This is a genomic window from Vibrio splendidus (assembly GCF_024347615.1).
Lineage (GTDB): Bacteria > Pseudomonadota > Gammaproteobacteria > Enterobacterales > Vibrionaceae > Vibrio > Vibrio splendidus.
Genome location: NZ_AP025508.1, coordinates 1,749,746 through 1,764,923, shown reverse-complemented (window position 1 = coordinate 1,764,923; position 15,178 = coordinate 1,749,746). Strand labels below are relative to the sequence as shown.

Here is a 15,178-nt window from a genome sequence, read left to right as displayed (position 1 = left end):
TTGAAGTAGATCACATTTCGCCTCTAGTTCAATAGCTATATACATCTGCCTGTTTCGTGTCTTATCCCTCTAATAAAGCATTTTAACTCAAGATATTAGTTAGAATCTTCATCCACATCGAATACAACGTTGTAGTTCTCTGTATACGTACAGTTTGGCTGACGGCTACAAGTGAAGAATCGTCGGCCTTTGTAATCGCCTTGGCTGGCCAGTTTGATGATCATCGGGCTGCCGCACTTCTTACAGAATCGAACTTCTTTTGATGGCTCGATTAAATCGATGTGTGCTGCCAGTAACCTCTTCAAACGGCTCACTTGGTAGCTGTGTTTAATAGATGCACCAATCAGTGGCAAGCCTGCCGATTTACACACGTGGATCAGTAGCTTTTCTCGATCGGCCTTTCCCTTATTGAGCTCTTTGCCGTTATCAAGTTCGATGATCACGCGGGGCTCTAACGTTCGCGGGTCACACACGACAAAATCAAAATAGCTACGTGAGATTTTGTTGTTGGCGATAAACCAATTCTTCTTGTTGTTCGCCTTAGCAGGAACAAGAACGTTCGACATGCTGACCTTGGCAAACACTTCGCCATGGTTACCCACAGCGGATTTAAGTGCGTTATAAAATGTCGCCTGTTGCGCCGACATCAACGACCCTTTTTTCTGGTAAGCATGATCTTTGGTGTCGTCATGCTTCACTAGATACTTTTGGATAAAGTAAAAGAACACAACCAGAACAATTACAACGATAAAGATATTAGTCATTTTCCAACACAATCACGTCTGTATAGGGATTAAGAGAGTGGCTAGCGTATGTAGAAAAGCCTCACGTGGCAAGCAAAAGAGCGAGAGTAGCCAACCAGAATCACGACCTTTGAATGCTGTAATCACCAAGAGGTCGCTCATACGCTAGACACACCTCTCCTATTTGCTAATCAAATCATCAATTACACTCTAGATTGATTCAGATCAATTTACCTAAATTTGTGATCAACTAGTCTGAAAAACGTTAGGCAAATGTTAATAAGGAAATTGATATGGAACTCAAACAAGACCCAAGATGTTATACGGACGTATGTGTAGACGGTAAATGGTTCCACTATGACCACTGCGGAACTCGAGCTTATATGTTAAAAGGCGGTGCTTCAGCGGTGATTGAACTAGCAAGAGAACCGGCTACAAAGGGCGAACTGGTTGAAATGCTGCAAGGTGCCGCTAAATAACTCATTTAGAAAATGTTGATATAGATAAACTCGACATATCGCTAAGTAAACCCCACTTCTCACTCAAATTTTGATATTAGCGATCTCAGAGTGTTCCAGAAGCCATTCTTATCTCACGAAGATCAGAATGGCTTTTTGTTTCCAGATTAGCGATTAACTTTCAGCGATGATGACTTGATTCCTACCCGACTCTTTCGCTTGATATAATGCATCATCCGCGGCTTTGAGGTACTTCTTGTAAGTATCTTGATTGAGTTGCTCATGAGCAATACCAATCGACGCCCCTATCGATGTGGTGAGGTCTAGAGAGCCGGAGTGCGTATCAATGGGTGTTTCGGAAATAGCTAAACGGATAACGTTCAACTGTTGCTCAGGATCAATGGAACCAGACAGCAGCATAACAAACTCTTCACCACCCCAGCGAGCCACTACATCATTTGGGAATAAGTGCTGCTTTACTCGCCTTGCGACTTCCACTAAAACCTCATCACCAATATCATGCCCAAAGGTGTCATTAACGCGCTTAAAGTGGTCAAGATCTAGAATAACGAGACTGATCCCAAACCGTGAAGTATTAAATGGCATTGGCTGAGTTAACAACTGCTCTAGATAGCGTCGGTTGTATAAACCCGTTAGCGCACACGTTGTAGATTGAGTGACCAGCGCTTTATTTTTACTTTGAATGCTACGAAGCCGAATCGCCAGTAATACAGCACTAATGCTGACCATTATGATCAATGCCACCACGATTCTGTTTCTCAGTTGTTCCTTTTGAAGCAGTAACTCGTTGAGGTCTTTTTCTGTATTGAGTAATTCATTTTCGTTAGCAAGTGTCTGTTTTGCATAGTCTTGTTCTAGCAAGAAAATGTCACTCTGCCTTTTATCAAACAATAACGCTTTGTTGCCATGATAATATTGTTTGTAGTAACTCAGTGCAGTATCAAGGTCACCCTGAGATTCGTAATATTCAGCCAGTGTTTTTAAGCCTAGTACCTTCCAACTTCTGCTCCCAACCACGTCAAAGATTGCAAGTGCTCGTTCAAGATCATTCAATATGGCGTCATCTTGATCCAATCCAATGTTAGCTAACGCTCGGTTTAGGTAGCACTGCCCGTTTTGAAGCGTGTACTTCTTAATATTCGGCGCTTGAAGACATTGATTAGCCACTTGTAATGCTTTGCTGAAATTGCCCTCTGATAGCAGTACATCACTGTAGGTTCTCAGTAATAAGATTTTGTATCGAACACTGACTCTTTTGCTATCGAGTGCTTTTGCCTTCTCATAAGCAATTCGGCCATTAGTCACGTCACCACTGCTCAAATGCAGAAATGACTCGTTAATGTAAAGAATGCCAATCGCGTCATCTTCAATTAAGCCACTTTTAAAGTAGAGTTTTTTTGCTTTCTCAATAATACGCAGGGCTTTAGGCCAATCCTCTAAATAGATATAGAGCAACGCCATGTTCGACATCAGCTTGCTGTTATAAATGTGCGTTGGATAGTGCTTGCCAAGTTGCAGCCCTTTATAGAAAAAGTACTGAGCGTCCTGCAAGTCGTTCCGCACGTTATTGATCGCCCCCGCGGTGTTATACGCTTTAACCAATAACTTATCGTAACGAATAGATTCAGCAATGCCTATCGCGGACCGAATTTCAATTTCAGCAATTGCAAGTTCGCCTTTCTTTAGATATTCAATCGCAGATTCAACCAATGATTCTGACTTCAACCACAACATACCTTCATGCTCAGACAACGCTTTTATTTGTTCTACGTAGGCCATCACGGCGTCGGCATCCCGTTGATGTTGAGCGACATTCGACAAAATCATAAGTCGATAAGCTTGGTATATTGCTTTGTCATTAACGCCATTGGGCGGCCGTAGCAGATCAAGCTGATGTTTTGCAACAGAGGGGTCACTGCGTGATAAACCGAGAATATGAATTAACTTTTTTCCATATTCAGTTTGAGAGAGTTCTTTTTCTGGGGTGTAGACAGAAGTGTTGTCGGCTTGAGGAGGGCTCAAGTCCACATCATTGAGCGGATACAGTAAATAAAGCCCGAGTACGGCACTCATTGTTACAACGAGTAGAAACGAACCTAAAACGTTGTTTTTATTCATGTATTAAGACCGTTACAAATTGAATGACCATATCACTGCTGTTTATCTATATTAGAAACTTATTATACCCGAGCCCTACACAGATTAAAATGTTGTCATCTCGACGAACTGAACAAGGTTATTCTCACTAATTAGAATAATCAGGCAACTTTCTTGATTTAACTCAGATAATCATCTACCTCATTGGCGTTATAGTAATTTTCCTGTTCCTACCTCCGCGGCTTCTTTAGAACAAGCGGAAGCATAATGAGAATTAACAATGACCCAAATTAATGAGCAACGTCTTGTAGAACATTTCTGCAATCTAGTGAAAATTGATAGTGAATCTCGTAATGAAAAAGCGATTGCTGAAGCGTTGGCTGAACAACTTGGTGAACTAGGCTTTGAAGTTCACAAACTGGCTGTCCCTACAGAAGTGTCTAACGGTTTCAACATCTACGCTCGTCTAGATGGCACTCTTCCAGGCAGCACAGTATTCAGTTGCCACATGGACACAGTAACGCCAGGTATCGGCATTGAGCCAATCATTGAAGACGGTATCATCCGTTCAAAAGGCAACACAATTCTAGGTGGCGACGACAAGTCTGGTATCGCAGCTATCATGGAAGCGGTTCGTTGCATCAAAGCTGAAGGCAAAGCGCACAAAACTATCGAGATTGCGTTCACTGTATTCGAAGAAGGCGGCTTGTTCGGCTCTTTGAACTTCGATATGTCTTACATACAATCTGAACACGCTATCGTACTGGATACAGGCGGCCCAATTGGCACCATCGTAAACGCAGCTCCGGGTCAGCAGAAAATTGTTGCTAAGATCAAAGGCCGCCCTGCTCACGCTGGTTTAGCGCCAGAAGAAGGCATCAGCGCAATTCAAGTTGCTGCAGACGCTATCACTAAGATGAACCTACTTCGCATCGATGAAGAAACGACAGCAAACGTTGGTATTGTTGAGGGTGGTCAAGCGACCAACATCGTAATGCCAGAGCTTAAAGTCGTGGCTGAAGCGCGTTCTCTTAACGGCGAAAAGCTAACGGCTCAAGTTGAGCACATGATCTCAACATTCCAAGAGAGTGCAAAACAGTTCGGCGCTGAAGTAGAAATCGAATCGACTCGTGCTTACGATGCATTCGTTATTGCAGATGATCACCCGCACATTCTTTCTATCAAATCAGCGTTTGAGAAGCTTGGCGTAACAGCAAACACTAAACGCACTGGCGGCGGTAGCGATGCGAACAACTTCAACGCGAAAGGTCTAACAACGGTTAACCTTTCGACTGGTATGGCGAAAGTTCACACCACTGAAGAGTACATTGCAGTGAAAGATATGGTCGCTATCACTGAGTTTGTTGTGGCTTACGTGACTCAATAATCTTACTGGTTAACTAGCCAGTCTTATTTGTTAACTAGACAACCTTACTCGTTAATGAGATAGAAAATGCCATCTAGTTAATGTCAAAAAGCCGAGTTCACGAATGATCCGTGACTCGGCTTTTTTGTAGTCTGAGTTTAGCTAGAAGATTAAGCTTAAAAACCCCTACGCTTCCAGAATTGGCCTTCATCTTTTGCAACAAGGTCGAATGTCTTATCAGCAATGATGTTGCCTTTTAACTCCACGGTCATGCGCCACTTGCCTAGCTTGTTCGAGACCGGGGCCCAAATAGTGTCACCTAAATAGAAATCCCAGTCGTTGTTACCGACATGCTCTTCACCATCGAACGGTTCGAGCACTTCGCCCTTGTCTGTGGTGATATCCGGGTGATAAATGCAGTAGCGGATCTTTTCACCTTTGGCTTTCTTGATATTCAAGATATAGCCAAACTCTACGTCGATTTCAGCATCAACAATGGTGGTGAACTCTTGGATTTTTGGTAGATCTTTAGATTTGGAATCCCAAGTGGAATAGATACCATAAGAAGTCATGTCGACCACAACTGAGCGCTTTGCCATTTCAATCTTTACCTTGGAGTTATTCTATTAAATTCTATTTGCCATTCAGCCAAGCTGGATAAGCACGACGCTATTCTTGCCAGTCTTTCGCCATGCGCTTAATCACAGACGGTTCGATGTCGTGAATACTGCCATATTGCTCTCGGCATACCTCGATGATCAATTCTGCTTTGTATTTTCTTGCAAGTTGACGGTAAGCCTTCATTTCCCAATGCTTAATAAAGGTATTCGAAACAACAACATCTACCCCTTGCTTCAAGCCGTTTTCCGCCGTGTTTTGACACCACTCATGAGCTTGCTGTAGCTGCCTAGGGTCAAAATGGTACTCACCTTGCTCATTCACGTAATACATATCGGCTTCAACATGCAATGCATCGTAGGTTTTTGCTTTTGTTGACTTGCCAGAACCGGGCAACCCTCGAATAAGTATTAACTTCATCTGTCACTTTACAGGCTAATTCGAAAACATGAGTTTATCGTAAATGCTAACCGCTTGCTCTGATAACTGCCTAGTTCTACATAAGAGAACCAAGTACTTATGCCTTACTTGGGTAGTCGTCAAACATTATAAAACTTCCTCGAAGCCGGTAGATGGCTTCTGATAGAAAACACAAATAATTTACATCTATCCATTTTGGATATCGACAAGCGTATCAAACTACTATAGATTTAGATGTATAGACGTCTACATATCTAGCTTAGGGAGAAAGCTTTGCCTATTCGCATTCCAGACCAATTGCCAGCATCTGATGTTCTTCGTGAAGAAAACATCTTCGTGATGCCGTTATCAAGAGCATCGACACAGGAAATTCGTCCACTTCGAGTCTTGATCCTCAACCTAATGCCGAAGAAGATTGAAACTGAAACTCAATTCTTACGCCTACTATCGAACAGCCCATTGCAAGTGGATGTAGAGCTGCTGCGCATTGATGACCGACCAAGCAAAAACACACCGACTGAACACCTTGATAACTTCTACCGCCAATTTGAAATGGTCAAAGGGAGAAACTTTGATGGATTGATCATTACTGGTGCACCGCTTGGCTTGGTTCAATTTGAAGATGTTATCTACTGGGATCACTTAAAAACCATCATGGAATGGGCAAACAAGCACGTGACCTCAACCTTGTATGTGTGTTGGGCGGCTCAGGCGGGTTTGAAATTACTGTATGATTTGCCAAAGCGCACTCGTAAAGAGAAGCTTTCTGGTGTTTATAATCACGAGATTCATCACCCTTACCACCCGCTTCTGCGTGGCTTTGACGATACCTTCTTAGCACCGCATTCTCGCTACGCAGATTTCTCTCAGGAATACTTAGCCGAGCATACCGACCTTGATGTTCTTGCGACTTCTGATGTGGCTGGCGTATATCTGGCGGCGACCAAAGATAAGCGAAACGTGTTTGTAACGGGTCACCCTGAATACGATGCGCATACATTACACGGTGAGTACGTTCGTGATTTAGGCGAAGGCATGGAACCCGTGATTCCAATCAACTACTACCCGAACAACAATCCAGATAATAAGCCTGTCGCAAGTTGGCGTAGTCATGGGCACTTGTTATTCTCGAACTGGTTGAACTACTGCGTTTACCAACAAACGCCTTACGATTTGGATCACTTCAGCGAAGACAACTTTACCAAAGACGATTAAGTTGTTTCTTCCGATTCACAAACACATAAAACCGTGTTCAGTAGGTTGTTGATAAAACGCCAAATTGGACGCGGTTTTTTTATGGTGTTTGAGTCGCATTCCATAATAGATTTACCACTTCAATGGGTTTGATTTCATATGATGGGTTGGTGTTCATAAGGAGCTTCACATGCCCGCCAAGCCGTTATTATCTAAACCTATTTCATTATCCCGCCCCCTTTCGCTATCGAGTCTGATACTACTCGCCTCTCTTTCGTTGGTCGGTTGCGTTTCTGTCACTGAAGGACCGCCAAAGATTGAAAGTGACCCTATTGCGATGTCTGAATCTCGTATTGAATTAGGTTTGGGTTATATGGGGCAAGGGAATATGGTGAGAGCACGTGAGAACCTAGAGCTCGCCATCAAACACGCACCTAGCTACTATCGAGCTCGCCTTTCCATTGCGCACTATTACGAACAAGTTGGGGAAGTTGACGAAGCAAGAGATGCCTATAAAAAAGCGCTGAGGTTAGACGCAAGAAACGGCAACGTATTGAACAACTACGGTACATTCTTGTGTAAACAGGGCGAATACGAGCAAGCCGATAAATACTTTAACCGTGCCATCGACCAACCCTATTATTATCTCGTCTCTGCCAGTTATGAAAATGCGGCATTCTGCGCGTTTAAAGCCGGAGAGGTCGAGCAAGCAAAATACTACTTCTCTCGTGCGATTGACCACGACCCAAATCGAGCTAGATCCGTACTACAGCTTTCTAAAATTGAAGTCAGTGAGGCCGAATACAATGACGCTAGGCTCCGCTTATTCAAATTCCACCAACGTTATGGCTATCAAATTCCATCACTTCAAATCTTGGTCGAACTCGAAAAGAAGGCGGGTAACCGTGCACTTCAACAGAAATACCAAAGTAAATTAGACGAACTGCTCTCCGTTTAAGGCTAACTGAGCTTAGAGTCGTTGCGATAGATATAAAAAACGGGCTTGTTGCGTTAACAACAAGCCCGTTCGTAATTTCAGCTTAATATCTTAACTAAGTACAGTCTGTTATTTAAGCGCAATCCACTCTTGTCTTTGTTCGTCATCCATAAAGGTCCATGCAATAAAGCGACTCACCTTCTGGCCTTGTGACATCTCAACCAATTTTACTTGTTTAGCTCTCAGCTTGCCAAGCTCTGAACGAACCATATCAACGTTGTCTTTCTTAGAGATCAATGTCGTAAACCACAATACTTGAGTAGCAAAAAGCTGGCTCTCTCTCGCCATCTTCATAATGAAAGCCGCTTCACCACCCGGACACCAAAGTTCAGATTTTTGGCCACCAAAGTTTAAGGTTGGTTTATCTTGCTTAGTTGGTTTATTTTGCGTGGTTAATTTGTCTAACTTAACTGGCTTCTTATTCGTTTCTGGCTTGAATGACTGACCGGCTTTCTTAGCTCGGTTTGCCGCTAGGTTATCCAGTTTACGTTGTGATCCCTTTTCCGCCTCTTCTAGAGAGCTGTGGAATGGAGGGTTACAAATTGTGACATCGTAACGTTCATTATCCTTAATCACGCCCTTAAAGATAGATTCTGAGTCGGCTTGCAGGCGAGCTCGAATCTTACCTTTTAGATTAGGGTTACTTTCCGCAATGAAGTTCGCTGTTTTGATGGAGACTGAATCGACATCAGTACCTGTCCAGCGCCACTTATACTCTGTCGCACCAATAATTGGGTAAATACAGTTTGCACCAACACCAATATCTAGTGCTTTCACAGAAGCATGATTATAAGGTTCACCTTGGCCATCGCTATTAAGGATGTCTGCCACTCTGTGAATATAATCTGCACGGCCAGGAATTGGCGGGCACAAGTAGCCAGCAGGAATATCCCAATGCTTAACGCCATAGTGATGCGCCAGTAAAGCCTTGTTAAGTAGCTTAACGGCTAATGGATCAGAGAAATTAATGGTGTCTTCGCCCACCGGGTTCTTGATCAGATGTTCTTTTAGCTCAGGCAATGCTGCAACCAATAACTCGAAGTCATAGCGACCTGTATGTTGATTTCTTGGGTGTAATCCACCTTGAGGCTTTTCAGTCGAGCGTCTTTTCTGGGCTGCGTTTTTGTTAAAAGCAGTTTTATTGAAAGAACCCTTATTCGATGACCCTTTATTCGCACCCGGTTTACCTTTGCTATCTTTTGCAAAAGGTCGCTTTGCTTTGTTGTTGTCAGCACCTTTGGGAGCACTGTTTTTGCGGTCTGATGTGTTCTTTGTAGAAATACGCTTGTCGCTGCTTGGCTTGCCTGCATTTGGCTTAATATCACCGTGCTTACGGTTACCTTGATCAGCTTGGTTGTCTTTTGTTTTTGTTGATGAGGTACTGTTTTTCGACAGGCTTAGCGTAATTCTATTTTGTGATTGGCTCATTGGGCTACTTCTTTAAGTCTAAATACATCATGAATAAACGGGCATCTAACTCAAGTTGATGATATTCCGGCTCCATGTGACAGCATAGTTGGTAAAAGGCTTTGTCGTGTTCTTTCTCTTTGATGTGCGCCAATTCATGCACCACCAGCATTCTCAACAAAGGTTCTGGTGCATTTTTAAAAACACTGGCGATACGAATCTCGTTCTTCGATTTGATCTTTCCACCGTGATTCTTCGCGACGTAAGAATGCAGACCCAATGCATTATTAATTAGGTGTATCTTGCCGTCGTAAATCACTTTACTGATCGGTGGCGTTTTTTTCATGTAGCGATTTTTAATCTCAATCGCATAGTCAAACAGGGCTTTCTCGCTTTTGATTTCATGATTTTTTGGGTAGCGAGCTTCAAACCACGGCACTAATTTACCTGATTCAACAAGTTGAGTTACCGGGTCAAGAATGTGCTTCGGGTAGCCTTGAATATAGCGTAAAGAAGGATGCATGCTGAAAGACCGTACAAGTTACACCACGACAATATGTTGTGGTCTTGAAAATTGAGCCGCATAGTGTAACTGATCACACTTTTCTAATCACCTAGGATTCGTTACACTTTAGCGAGATTCACCAAGAGCTACACTCAAAAAGAGATTGTAAAAATGAAACGTGTTGTATTGTACGTCGCAGACAAATGCCCGCACTGTAAAGATGCACAACGCTATTTGGATTCGAAGAAAATTGAATATCGCCTAACGAATGCAAAAATGCAGCGTGGCCGTAAAGAATTACAGGCGATGGGTGCTCGCTCTATCCCTGTGCTGAAAATCGGTGACCAAGTAATGGTCGGCTGGAATCAGAAAAACTTCGATAAGATGTATAACTCAAAGAACACCTAACGTGCTCTGAGCCAGTCATACTTCTATACAACAAAGCCCAAATATCCAATCTAGGATGTTCGGGCTTTGTTTATTTATATCTTACTCAATCACACATATCGCTTAACGAAATCAATAAAGGTTCTGTCGGCTTTCGACAAATACCCTTCCTTTCTCCAGGCCAACGATAGATTCAGTTTTACAGGGTCTTTAAATGGCACGCCTACCACGTCTTTCTCATATTCTGTCACTAAGCTCAACAGCGCGGTGATCGCAAACTCTTGTTTAACGATAGAAAGAATCATCGGGAGCAAGTTGGTTTCAAACGCAATGGTCATATCAAGATCGTACTTCTTACAGGTCGCATCAATAAAATCGCGGTGGAAATAGCCCGATTTGAACATGACCAGCTCTTGAGCAAAGAATTCTTCAAAGGTCATCGAAGGCTGTTGTGCTAGCGGATGCTCCTTACCGACAACGGCGACCATCTCAGAACTTAAAAGATGATCCGTTTCCAAATCATCAGGAACGTTCTCATGATTAATTACACCAATATCGAGTTCGCCGTTTAACAACATTTCACGAATAGAAGCGGTGCCTGCATCGATCAAGGTCAACTTTAGGTTTGGGTATTGGCTTTTAAATGCCATCACGACTTGCGGGAAAAAGTAGCTGCCCATCATACTTGGAGCGCCTAATCGCACCTCGCCTTTTTCTAAACCCTTTAGTTCATTCATCGCGAGCTGAGCATCATCAAACTGCTGGGCGATTCGCTTTGCATGCTCAAACAGTACCTTTCCCTCTTCCGTTAAGGTGACGGATTTATCTCCGCGACGAAACAGAATTAACTCTAATGTCTGTTCTAGTTTCTTAATGGAAATACTCAATGCAGGCTGTGCGATATGCAGCGCTTTGGCCGCCTGAGTAAAATTACCAAACTGAGCAACGGCCAGAAAATGTCGAAGAGGTTTTGATTCAAGCATGGCGATATATTTAATATATAGAGGTGATATTTTTAATATATTTCTTTAATCGCACCTGTACTGATAACTTGTTCACAAATAGCTTACTAACTCGCGCAGGCACAACGTAAATGTTTGATAAAGGCAGCCCTCAATACAAACGTATCACTCAATCATTGGCGATTGGTTCATTTATCATTTTCTGTAACCTTTACCTCTTTCAGCCTATCTTGCCGCACATGGCGGAGCACTTCCAAGTATCTGAAACTCAGATCAACTGGCTGTTTGCCGCGACAACGCTAGGGCTTTCCATCAGTTTGGTGCCTTGGGCAATCGCTTCTGAAACCTTTGGTCGAAAACCCATTATTCTGTTCAGTCTGTTCGCTATTCCTTTGATTGGATTGAGCATGGTGTTCACAACCACTCTACTGCAACTTGTTATTGCCAGAGCATTCATGGGAATCGCAGTCGCTGCTTTTGCGGGCGTGGCGGTTGCCTATATGGTGGAAGAGTTATCACCCAAAGCATTTGCAGTCGCGATCGGCGGCTATATTGCAGCCAACTCACTAGGTGGAATATTCGGGCGTGTATTGGGTGGCTTGATTACGGATTATTTTGACTGGCACGCAACGGTTTTGTTTTTCGTGGTCGGCTCCTTAATCGGCGCTCTCTATATTGCGTATAGCCTGCCTGACCAACAAAACTTCAAACCTCAGAAAGGGTTGTTCTTTCATCATAACCGCTCGGTTGTGATGCACTTAAGAAACCGTACCTTGTGGCTCGCGATGTTGATTGGTGGCGCTAACTTTGCCCTGTTCGTTAACTTGTATTCAGTAATGGGCTTTAGGTTGGTATCCGAACCTCACTCAGTGCCTGTGGGCTTAGCTTCACTGATATTCCTATGTTACTTGGCCGGTACGGTAAGCTCTAAGCTCTCCAACAAATGGACACTTCGCTTTGACCCGTTAAACGGTATATTGATGGGCGTGTGTATTAGCTTAATCGGAATGCTAATTTCTGCCGTCGACAAAGTCCCGTTCATGCTAGCAGGCTTGTTATTGATTAGTGGCGGCGCGTTCTTCGCCCATACCCTTGCCTACTCTTGGGTAAGTCAAAAAGCACCGAGCGCTAAGGCAACGGCAACCGCTCTTTACTTAGTACACTATTACATAGGCGGGAGCTTAGGTGGTTTCTTACTCTTGTATTGCTGGCAACTGTTCGGTTGGAATGGCGTGATTGCGGGCGGTTCAATCTTCTATGTTGCGATATTTGCTTGGGTCTATCAGTTGAAACAACTTCAAGGATCAACCTCGAAGCTAGCTGAAGCTTAAGTAACACAAGCTGTCTGATTGAATTATTGCTTTTGATTGACGTCCGTTCTGATATCCTACGCAAAATTTCATTTCGGAACCTGTTATGTCGAACACTCAAAGCACAGATCTTCAAACCATCCACGACCAAGTAAAACAGTGGTTAGACGATGTCGTTATTGGCCTAAACCTGTGTCCATTCGCAGCCAAGCCACAACGTAATAAACAGATTAAGATCTTTGTGAGTGAAGCAAATACGGAAGAAACGTTGTTGCAAGACATCATGACGCATTTCGTAGAGTTAGATAACACGCCAGTCGCCGAGTTGGAGACAACTTTGGTGGTTGTACCTTACATGCTGCAAGATTTCTTCGACTACAACATGTTCATTGATTGGATTGAAGCGTTGATCAAGCAAGAAGATTGGGAAGGCGTTTACCAAGTGGCAACCTTCCACCCAGACTATTGCTTTGGTGGTGCGGATCCAGAAGACGATGAAAACCTAACAAACCGCTCTCCGTACCCGGTTTACCATTTGATTCGTGAAGCGAGTATGGAAAAGGTGTTAAAGCACTACCCTAACCCTGAAGCGATTCCTGATACGAACATAGCAAGAGTTGAATCTTTAACGCCAGCGGAACGTCGTCAGCTGTTCCCTTATCTATTCAGCTAATTGCGACCGTTGCCATTAATAACAAATCAATTTCGACTTACGAGCCGGAGTGTTCTTGATGATATGGACGAGAAATAAACTGATCTCGTCCATTTTGTTTAGCAATGTACAGGCATTCATCGGCAACTTTGATTAACGAGTCTAACGCCGACATTCTTTCCCCTTTAGTGTCTCCAGTACTCAATTCAAAATGACACGCACCGATTGATATGGTGACTGGCTTTCTATCGAGTGTGATTTTCTTCATCTCTTGCAAAAGAGTCATGAACTTATCTTCAACACAACTTGGTGTTTTATTGGGGTACCAAAGAATGAACTCCTCGCCACCAAAGCGCGCCACAAACTCTCCCTCTTGAGTGTTATGACTCAACACGTTCGCCACTTTCTTTAAAACAACATCACCCATTTGATGGCCGTAAGTATCGTTAACGACCTTAAAGAAATCGATATCGACAACTGCCAAGGTTCCCTTTCCTAAAGATCCTTTTAACTGCTCAACTTCCGCATTCAGCGTTTTGAACAAGCAACGTCTATTCGGTAAGTGTGTAAGAGGATCGTAAAGAGCTTGGTACTCTAACTTCTCGTTTAGCTCTTTGAGTTTCCGTTCTTGCTGTCTTCTAACGAGTTCCACTTCTATCCATGAGGCCATTAGCCTCATCACGTCAATGTCGAACTCTTTGAACTCACGATGATAAGGAGTCGGACTTGAAAAGTTTAAGGTGCCATAAAGCTCATCATTGACGAAAATAGGGACACCAATATAAGACTCCAGACCGAATGACTGGTAGGCAGGATGAGTCGCATACTTATCGTGTTTGCCACAATGTTCAATACAGATAGGGCTGATAGATTTACACGTGATCTCACAGTAGGTCGAGCGATAATCGAAGGTGTCACCACTATTAAGTTCAACGCCTTCGGGTGTGACACAGTGTTCAACCAAATAAGTATTGCCATCGACTTTCGACAATATACCAATATCTAAGTTAAAGCGTTCAAGCCCCATGATAAGCAACTGTGCAATCTGACTATCGAAGCCCTTTCGATAATCATTGGTGATTTGATACAAGCGGCGTATCACAATTTCACTTTCACTGGCTTGGTTCATAACTGGGGTCCCACTGCTGCCGAGTTTAATGACAACATCAATATTTGGTATATTTAGAAGAGTAAAGGGTAATAAAACACAATAATCAATTGGTTTGTATGCAAAATACCTCGTTGGTCCAATGAATAAAAGTCGACTTCTTCGACTTTGCGTTAGCACCCTATTCCCAGCTTTGATAAAATACCCCATTAACGAAACAGAATGGATAGGAAAATGAACCTTTCTCAACTAAGCCAAGAAATCTACGATCACCTTTACCGCGACATTGAAGAGTTCCGCAGTACTTTTGATCTGCCTGTTGCTGCTCCTGAAACAATGGACGAAAAAGGCGATACGCTACACACCTCTCTAGCGATCGAAGAACTGACAGAACTTGCAGAAGCTGACTCAAAAATCGAACAAGCGGACGCTATTGTAGACAGCGTTTATGTTTTGATGGGACGTCTGGTTCACCTTGGTCAAGCGAAGGTTGAAGACAACCTAGCAATCAGCTACCTGATCGACCTACTGTTGAATGTTTCTAAAAACCGTTCAATCGACTTTCTACCTTGTTGGGACGAAGTACACTCAAGCAACATGAGCAAAGTGTGTCGTAACGAAACAGAATACGCAGAAACTGAAGCTTTCTATGCTGAGCAGAGCATCAAACTGATGGCGGTTCAAAAAGGCGAATACATCATCGCTAAGTGTGCGGAAGATTTCGTATCTGAGGGCAAGACAGTTCGCCAAGGTAAAGTACTAAAATCTGTACACTACCGTCCTGCGAACCTTGAGCCACTAACGGCTTAACTAAGTTTACGACTGAACTAAGGTTATGGCTGTAGCTCTTTAAAGCACCAGCGCACCAAAATAGCAAACGCCACGTTTAAATAACGTGGCGTTTTATTATCTGTCCGTAAATTCTAACTGTAT

Annotated in this window: 16 protein-coding genes; 8 read left to right on the top strand and 8 right to left on the bottom strand. The window is 43.2% G+C overall.

Annotated elements, in window-relative coordinates; all coding sequences use genetic code 11:
* Positions 1–95 precede the first annotated feature (95 nt).
* The gene (locus OCU90_RS07870; protein ID WP_004734944.1) at positions 96–764 is read right to left on the bottom strand and encodes a DUF2726 domain-containing protein; all 669 of its coding nucleotides are present in this window, start codon (positions 762–764) and stop codon (positions 96–98) included.
* A gap of 272 nt (positions 765–1,036) precedes the next feature.
* On the opposite strand from OCU90_RS07870, the gene OCU90_RS07865 reads away from it, so the two are divergent.
* Complete coding sequence (locus OCU90_RS07865) at positions 1,037–1,222, top strand: hypothetical protein (protein WP_061024862.1); 186 nt, start codon at positions 1,037–1,039, stop codon at positions 1,220–1,222.
* A gap of 153 nt (positions 1,223–1,375) precedes the next feature.
* On the opposite strand, the gene OCU90_RS07860 is transcribed toward OCU90_RS07865, so the two are convergent.
* The gene (locus OCU90_RS07860) at positions 1,376–3,340 is read right to left on the bottom strand and encodes a tetratricopeptide repeat-containing diguanylate cyclase (protein ID WP_061024864.1); all 1,965 of its coding nucleotides are present in this window, start codon (positions 3,338–3,340) and stop codon (positions 1,376–1,378) included.
* Between the two features lie 259 nt (positions 3,341–3,599).
* On the opposite strand from OCU90_RS07860, the gene OCU90_RS07855 reads away from it, so the two are divergent.
* Positions 3,600–4,706, top strand: coding sequence for a M20/M25/M40 family metallo-hydrolase (locus OCU90_RS07855; protein WP_061024866.1), 1,107 nt, complete (start codon positions 3,600–3,602; stop codon positions 4,704–4,706).
* Positions 4,707–4,861: 155 nt separating this feature from the next.
* On the opposite strand, the gene OCU90_RS07850 is transcribed toward OCU90_RS07855, so the two are convergent.
* Together OCU90_RS07850 and OCU90_RS07845 are read right to left on the bottom strand one after the other, a co-directional pair.
* Positions 4,862–5,284 carry a DUF3859 domain-containing protein gene (locus OCU90_RS07850; protein WP_017083493.1) on the bottom strand — a complete coding sequence of 141 codons (423 nt, stop codon included), beginning with the start codon at positions 5,282–5,284 and terminating at the stop codon, positions 4,862–4,864.
* Between the two features lie 70 nt (positions 5,285–5,354).
* Positions 5,355–5,723, bottom strand: coding sequence for an ATP-binding protein (locus OCU90_RS07845; RefSeq protein ID WP_061024867.1), 369 nt, complete (start codon positions 5,721–5,723; stop codon positions 5,355–5,357).
* A 273-nt stretch (positions 5,724–5,996) separates the two neighbouring features.
* On the opposite strand from OCU90_RS07845, the gene metA reads away from it, so the two are divergent.
* Together metA and pilW are read left to right on the top strand one after the other, a co-directional pair.
* A complete protein-coding gene (gene metA / locus OCU90_RS07840; RefSeq protein WP_004734938.1) occupies positions 5,997–6,938 on the top strand; it encodes a homoserine O-acetyltransferase MetA in 942 nt (313 codons plus the stop codon).
* Positions 6,939–7,107: 169 nt separating this feature from the next.
* Complete coding sequence (pilW, locus tag OCU90_RS07835) at positions 7,108–7,875, top strand: type IV pilus biogenesis/stability protein PilW (protein ID WP_017089281.1); 768 nt, start codon at positions 7,108–7,110, stop codon at positions 7,873–7,875.
* A gap of 108 nt (positions 7,876–7,983) precedes the next feature.
* Here the strand turns inward: pilW and rlmF are convergent, their stop codons facing one another.
* Both rlmF and OCU90_RS07825 read right to left on the bottom strand, forming a co-directional pair.
* On the bottom strand, positions 7,984–9,342 hold the full coding sequence (gene rlmF / locus OCU90_RS07830) for a 23S rRNA (adenine(1618)-N(6))-methyltransferase RlmF (protein WP_061024869.1): 1,359 nt from the start codon (positions 9,340–9,342) through the stop codon (positions 7,984–7,986).
* Between the two features lie 4 nt (positions 9,343–9,346).
* Entirely contained in the window at positions 9,347–9,844 is a 498-nt protein-coding gene (locus tag OCU90_RS07825; RefSeq protein ID WP_004734935.1) for a YgjP-like metallopeptidase domain-containing protein, read from the bottom strand.
* 153 nt (positions 9,845–9,997) lie between these two features.
* On the opposite strand from OCU90_RS07825, the gene OCU90_RS07820 reads away from it, so the two are divergent.
* Complete coding sequence (locus OCU90_RS07820; protein WP_004734934.1) at positions 9,998–10,234, top strand: glutaredoxin family protein; 237 nt, start codon at positions 9,998–10,000, stop codon at positions 10,232–10,234.
* An 89-nt stretch (positions 10,235–10,323) separates the two neighbouring features.
* On the opposite strand, the gene OCU90_RS07815 is transcribed toward OCU90_RS07820, so the two are convergent.
* Positions 10,324–11,196 (bottom strand): LysR family transcriptional regulator, encoded by an 873-nt coding sequence (locus tag OCU90_RS07815; protein ID WP_061024871.1) that lies wholly within the window; start codon positions 11,194–11,196, stop codon positions 10,324–10,326.
* Between the two features lie 110 nt (positions 11,197–11,306).
* On the opposite strand from OCU90_RS07815, the gene OCU90_RS07810 reads away from it, so the two are divergent.
* Positions 11,307–12,506: an MFS transporter gene (locus OCU90_RS07810; RefSeq protein ID WP_061024873.1), complete on the top strand. Its 1,200-nt coding sequence runs from the start codon at positions 11,307–11,309 to the stop codon at positions 12,504–12,506.
* An 85-nt stretch (positions 12,507–12,591) separates the two neighbouring features.
* On the top strand, positions 12,592–13,158 hold the full coding sequence (locus OCU90_RS07805; protein WP_061024875.1) for a DUF1415 domain-containing protein: 567 nt from the start codon (positions 12,592–12,594) through the stop codon (positions 13,156–13,158).
* 37 nt (positions 13,159–13,195) lie between these two features.
* Here OCU90_RS07805 and OCU90_RS07800 read toward each other — a convergent pair whose 3' ends face one another.
* The gene (locus tag OCU90_RS07800) at positions 13,196–14,266 is read right to left on the bottom strand and encodes a sensor domain-containing diguanylate cyclase (RefSeq protein ID WP_054541243.1); all 1,071 of its coding nucleotides are present in this window, start codon (positions 14,264–14,266) and stop codon (positions 13,196–13,198) included.
* A gap of 213 nt (positions 14,267–14,479) precedes the next feature.
* Between OCU90_RS07800 and OCU90_RS07795 the strand changes: the two genes are divergently transcribed.
* Positions 14,480–15,055, top strand: coding sequence for a nucleoside triphosphate pyrophosphohydrolase family protein (locus tag OCU90_RS07795; protein ID WP_017105512.1), 576 nt, complete (start codon positions 14,480–14,482; stop codon positions 15,053–15,055).
* The last annotated feature ends 123 nt before the right edge of the window (positions 15,056–15,178 follow it).

Bases quoted from the DNA above. Each gene is read 5' to 3' on its own strand.
- OCU90_RS07860 (WP_061024864.1), bottom strand. From the start codon at position 3,340: ATGAATAAAAACAACGTTTTAGGTTCGTTTCTACTCGTTGTAACAATG.
- OCU90_RS07805 (WP_061024875.1), top strand. From the start codon at position 12,592: ATGTCGAACACTCAAAGCACAGATCTTCAAACCATCCACGACCAAGTA.
- OCU90_RS07795 (WP_017105512.1), top strand. From the start codon at position 14,480: ATGAACCTTTCTCAACTAAGCCAAGAAATCTACGATCACCTTTACCGC.
- pilW (WP_017089281.1), top strand. From the start codon at position 7,108: ATGCCCGCCAAGCCGTTATTATCTAAACCTATTTCATTATCCCGCCCC.
- OCU90_RS07845 (WP_061024867.1), bottom strand. From the start codon at position 5,723: ATGAAGTTAATACTTATTCGAGGGTTGCCCGGTTCTGGCAAGTCAACA.
- OCU90_RS07800 (WP_054541243.1), bottom strand. From the start codon at position 14,266: ATGAACCAAGCCAGTGAAAGTGAAATTGTGATACGCCGCTTGTATCAA.
- OCU90_RS07810 (WP_061024873.1), top strand. From the start codon at position 11,307: ATGTTTGATAAAGGCAGCCCTCAATACAAACGTATCACTCAATCATTG.
- OCU90_RS07865 (WP_061024862.1), top strand. From the start codon at position 1,037: ATGGAACTCAAACAAGACCCAAGATGTTATACGGACGTATGTGTAGAC.
- OCU90_RS07820 (WP_004734934.1), top strand. From the start codon at position 9,998: ATGAAACGTGTTGTATTGTACGTCGCAGACAAATGCCCGCACTGTAAA.
- OCU90_RS07870 (WP_004734944.1), bottom strand. From the start codon at position 764: ATGACTAATATCTTTATCGTTGTAATTGTTCTGGTTGTGTTCTTTTAC.
- OCU90_RS07825 (WP_004734935.1), bottom strand. From the start codon at position 9,844: ATGCATCCTTCTTTACGCTATATTCAAGGCTACCCGAAGCACATTCTT.
- OCU90_RS07855 (WP_061024866.1), top strand. From the start codon at position 3,600: ATGACCCAAATTAATGAGCAACGTCTTGTAGAACATTTCTGCAATCTA.
- rlmF (WP_061024869.1), bottom strand. From the start codon at position 9,342: ATGAGCCAATCACAAAATAGAATTACGCTAAGCCTGTCGAAAAACAGT.
- OCU90_RS07850 (WP_017083493.1), bottom strand. From the start codon at position 5,284: ATGGCAAAGCGCTCAGTTGTGGTCGACATGACTTCTTATGGTATCTAT.
- OCU90_RS07815 (WP_061024871.1), bottom strand. From the start codon at position 11,196: ATGCTTGAATCAAAACCTCTTCGACATTTTCTGGCCGTTGCTCAGTTT.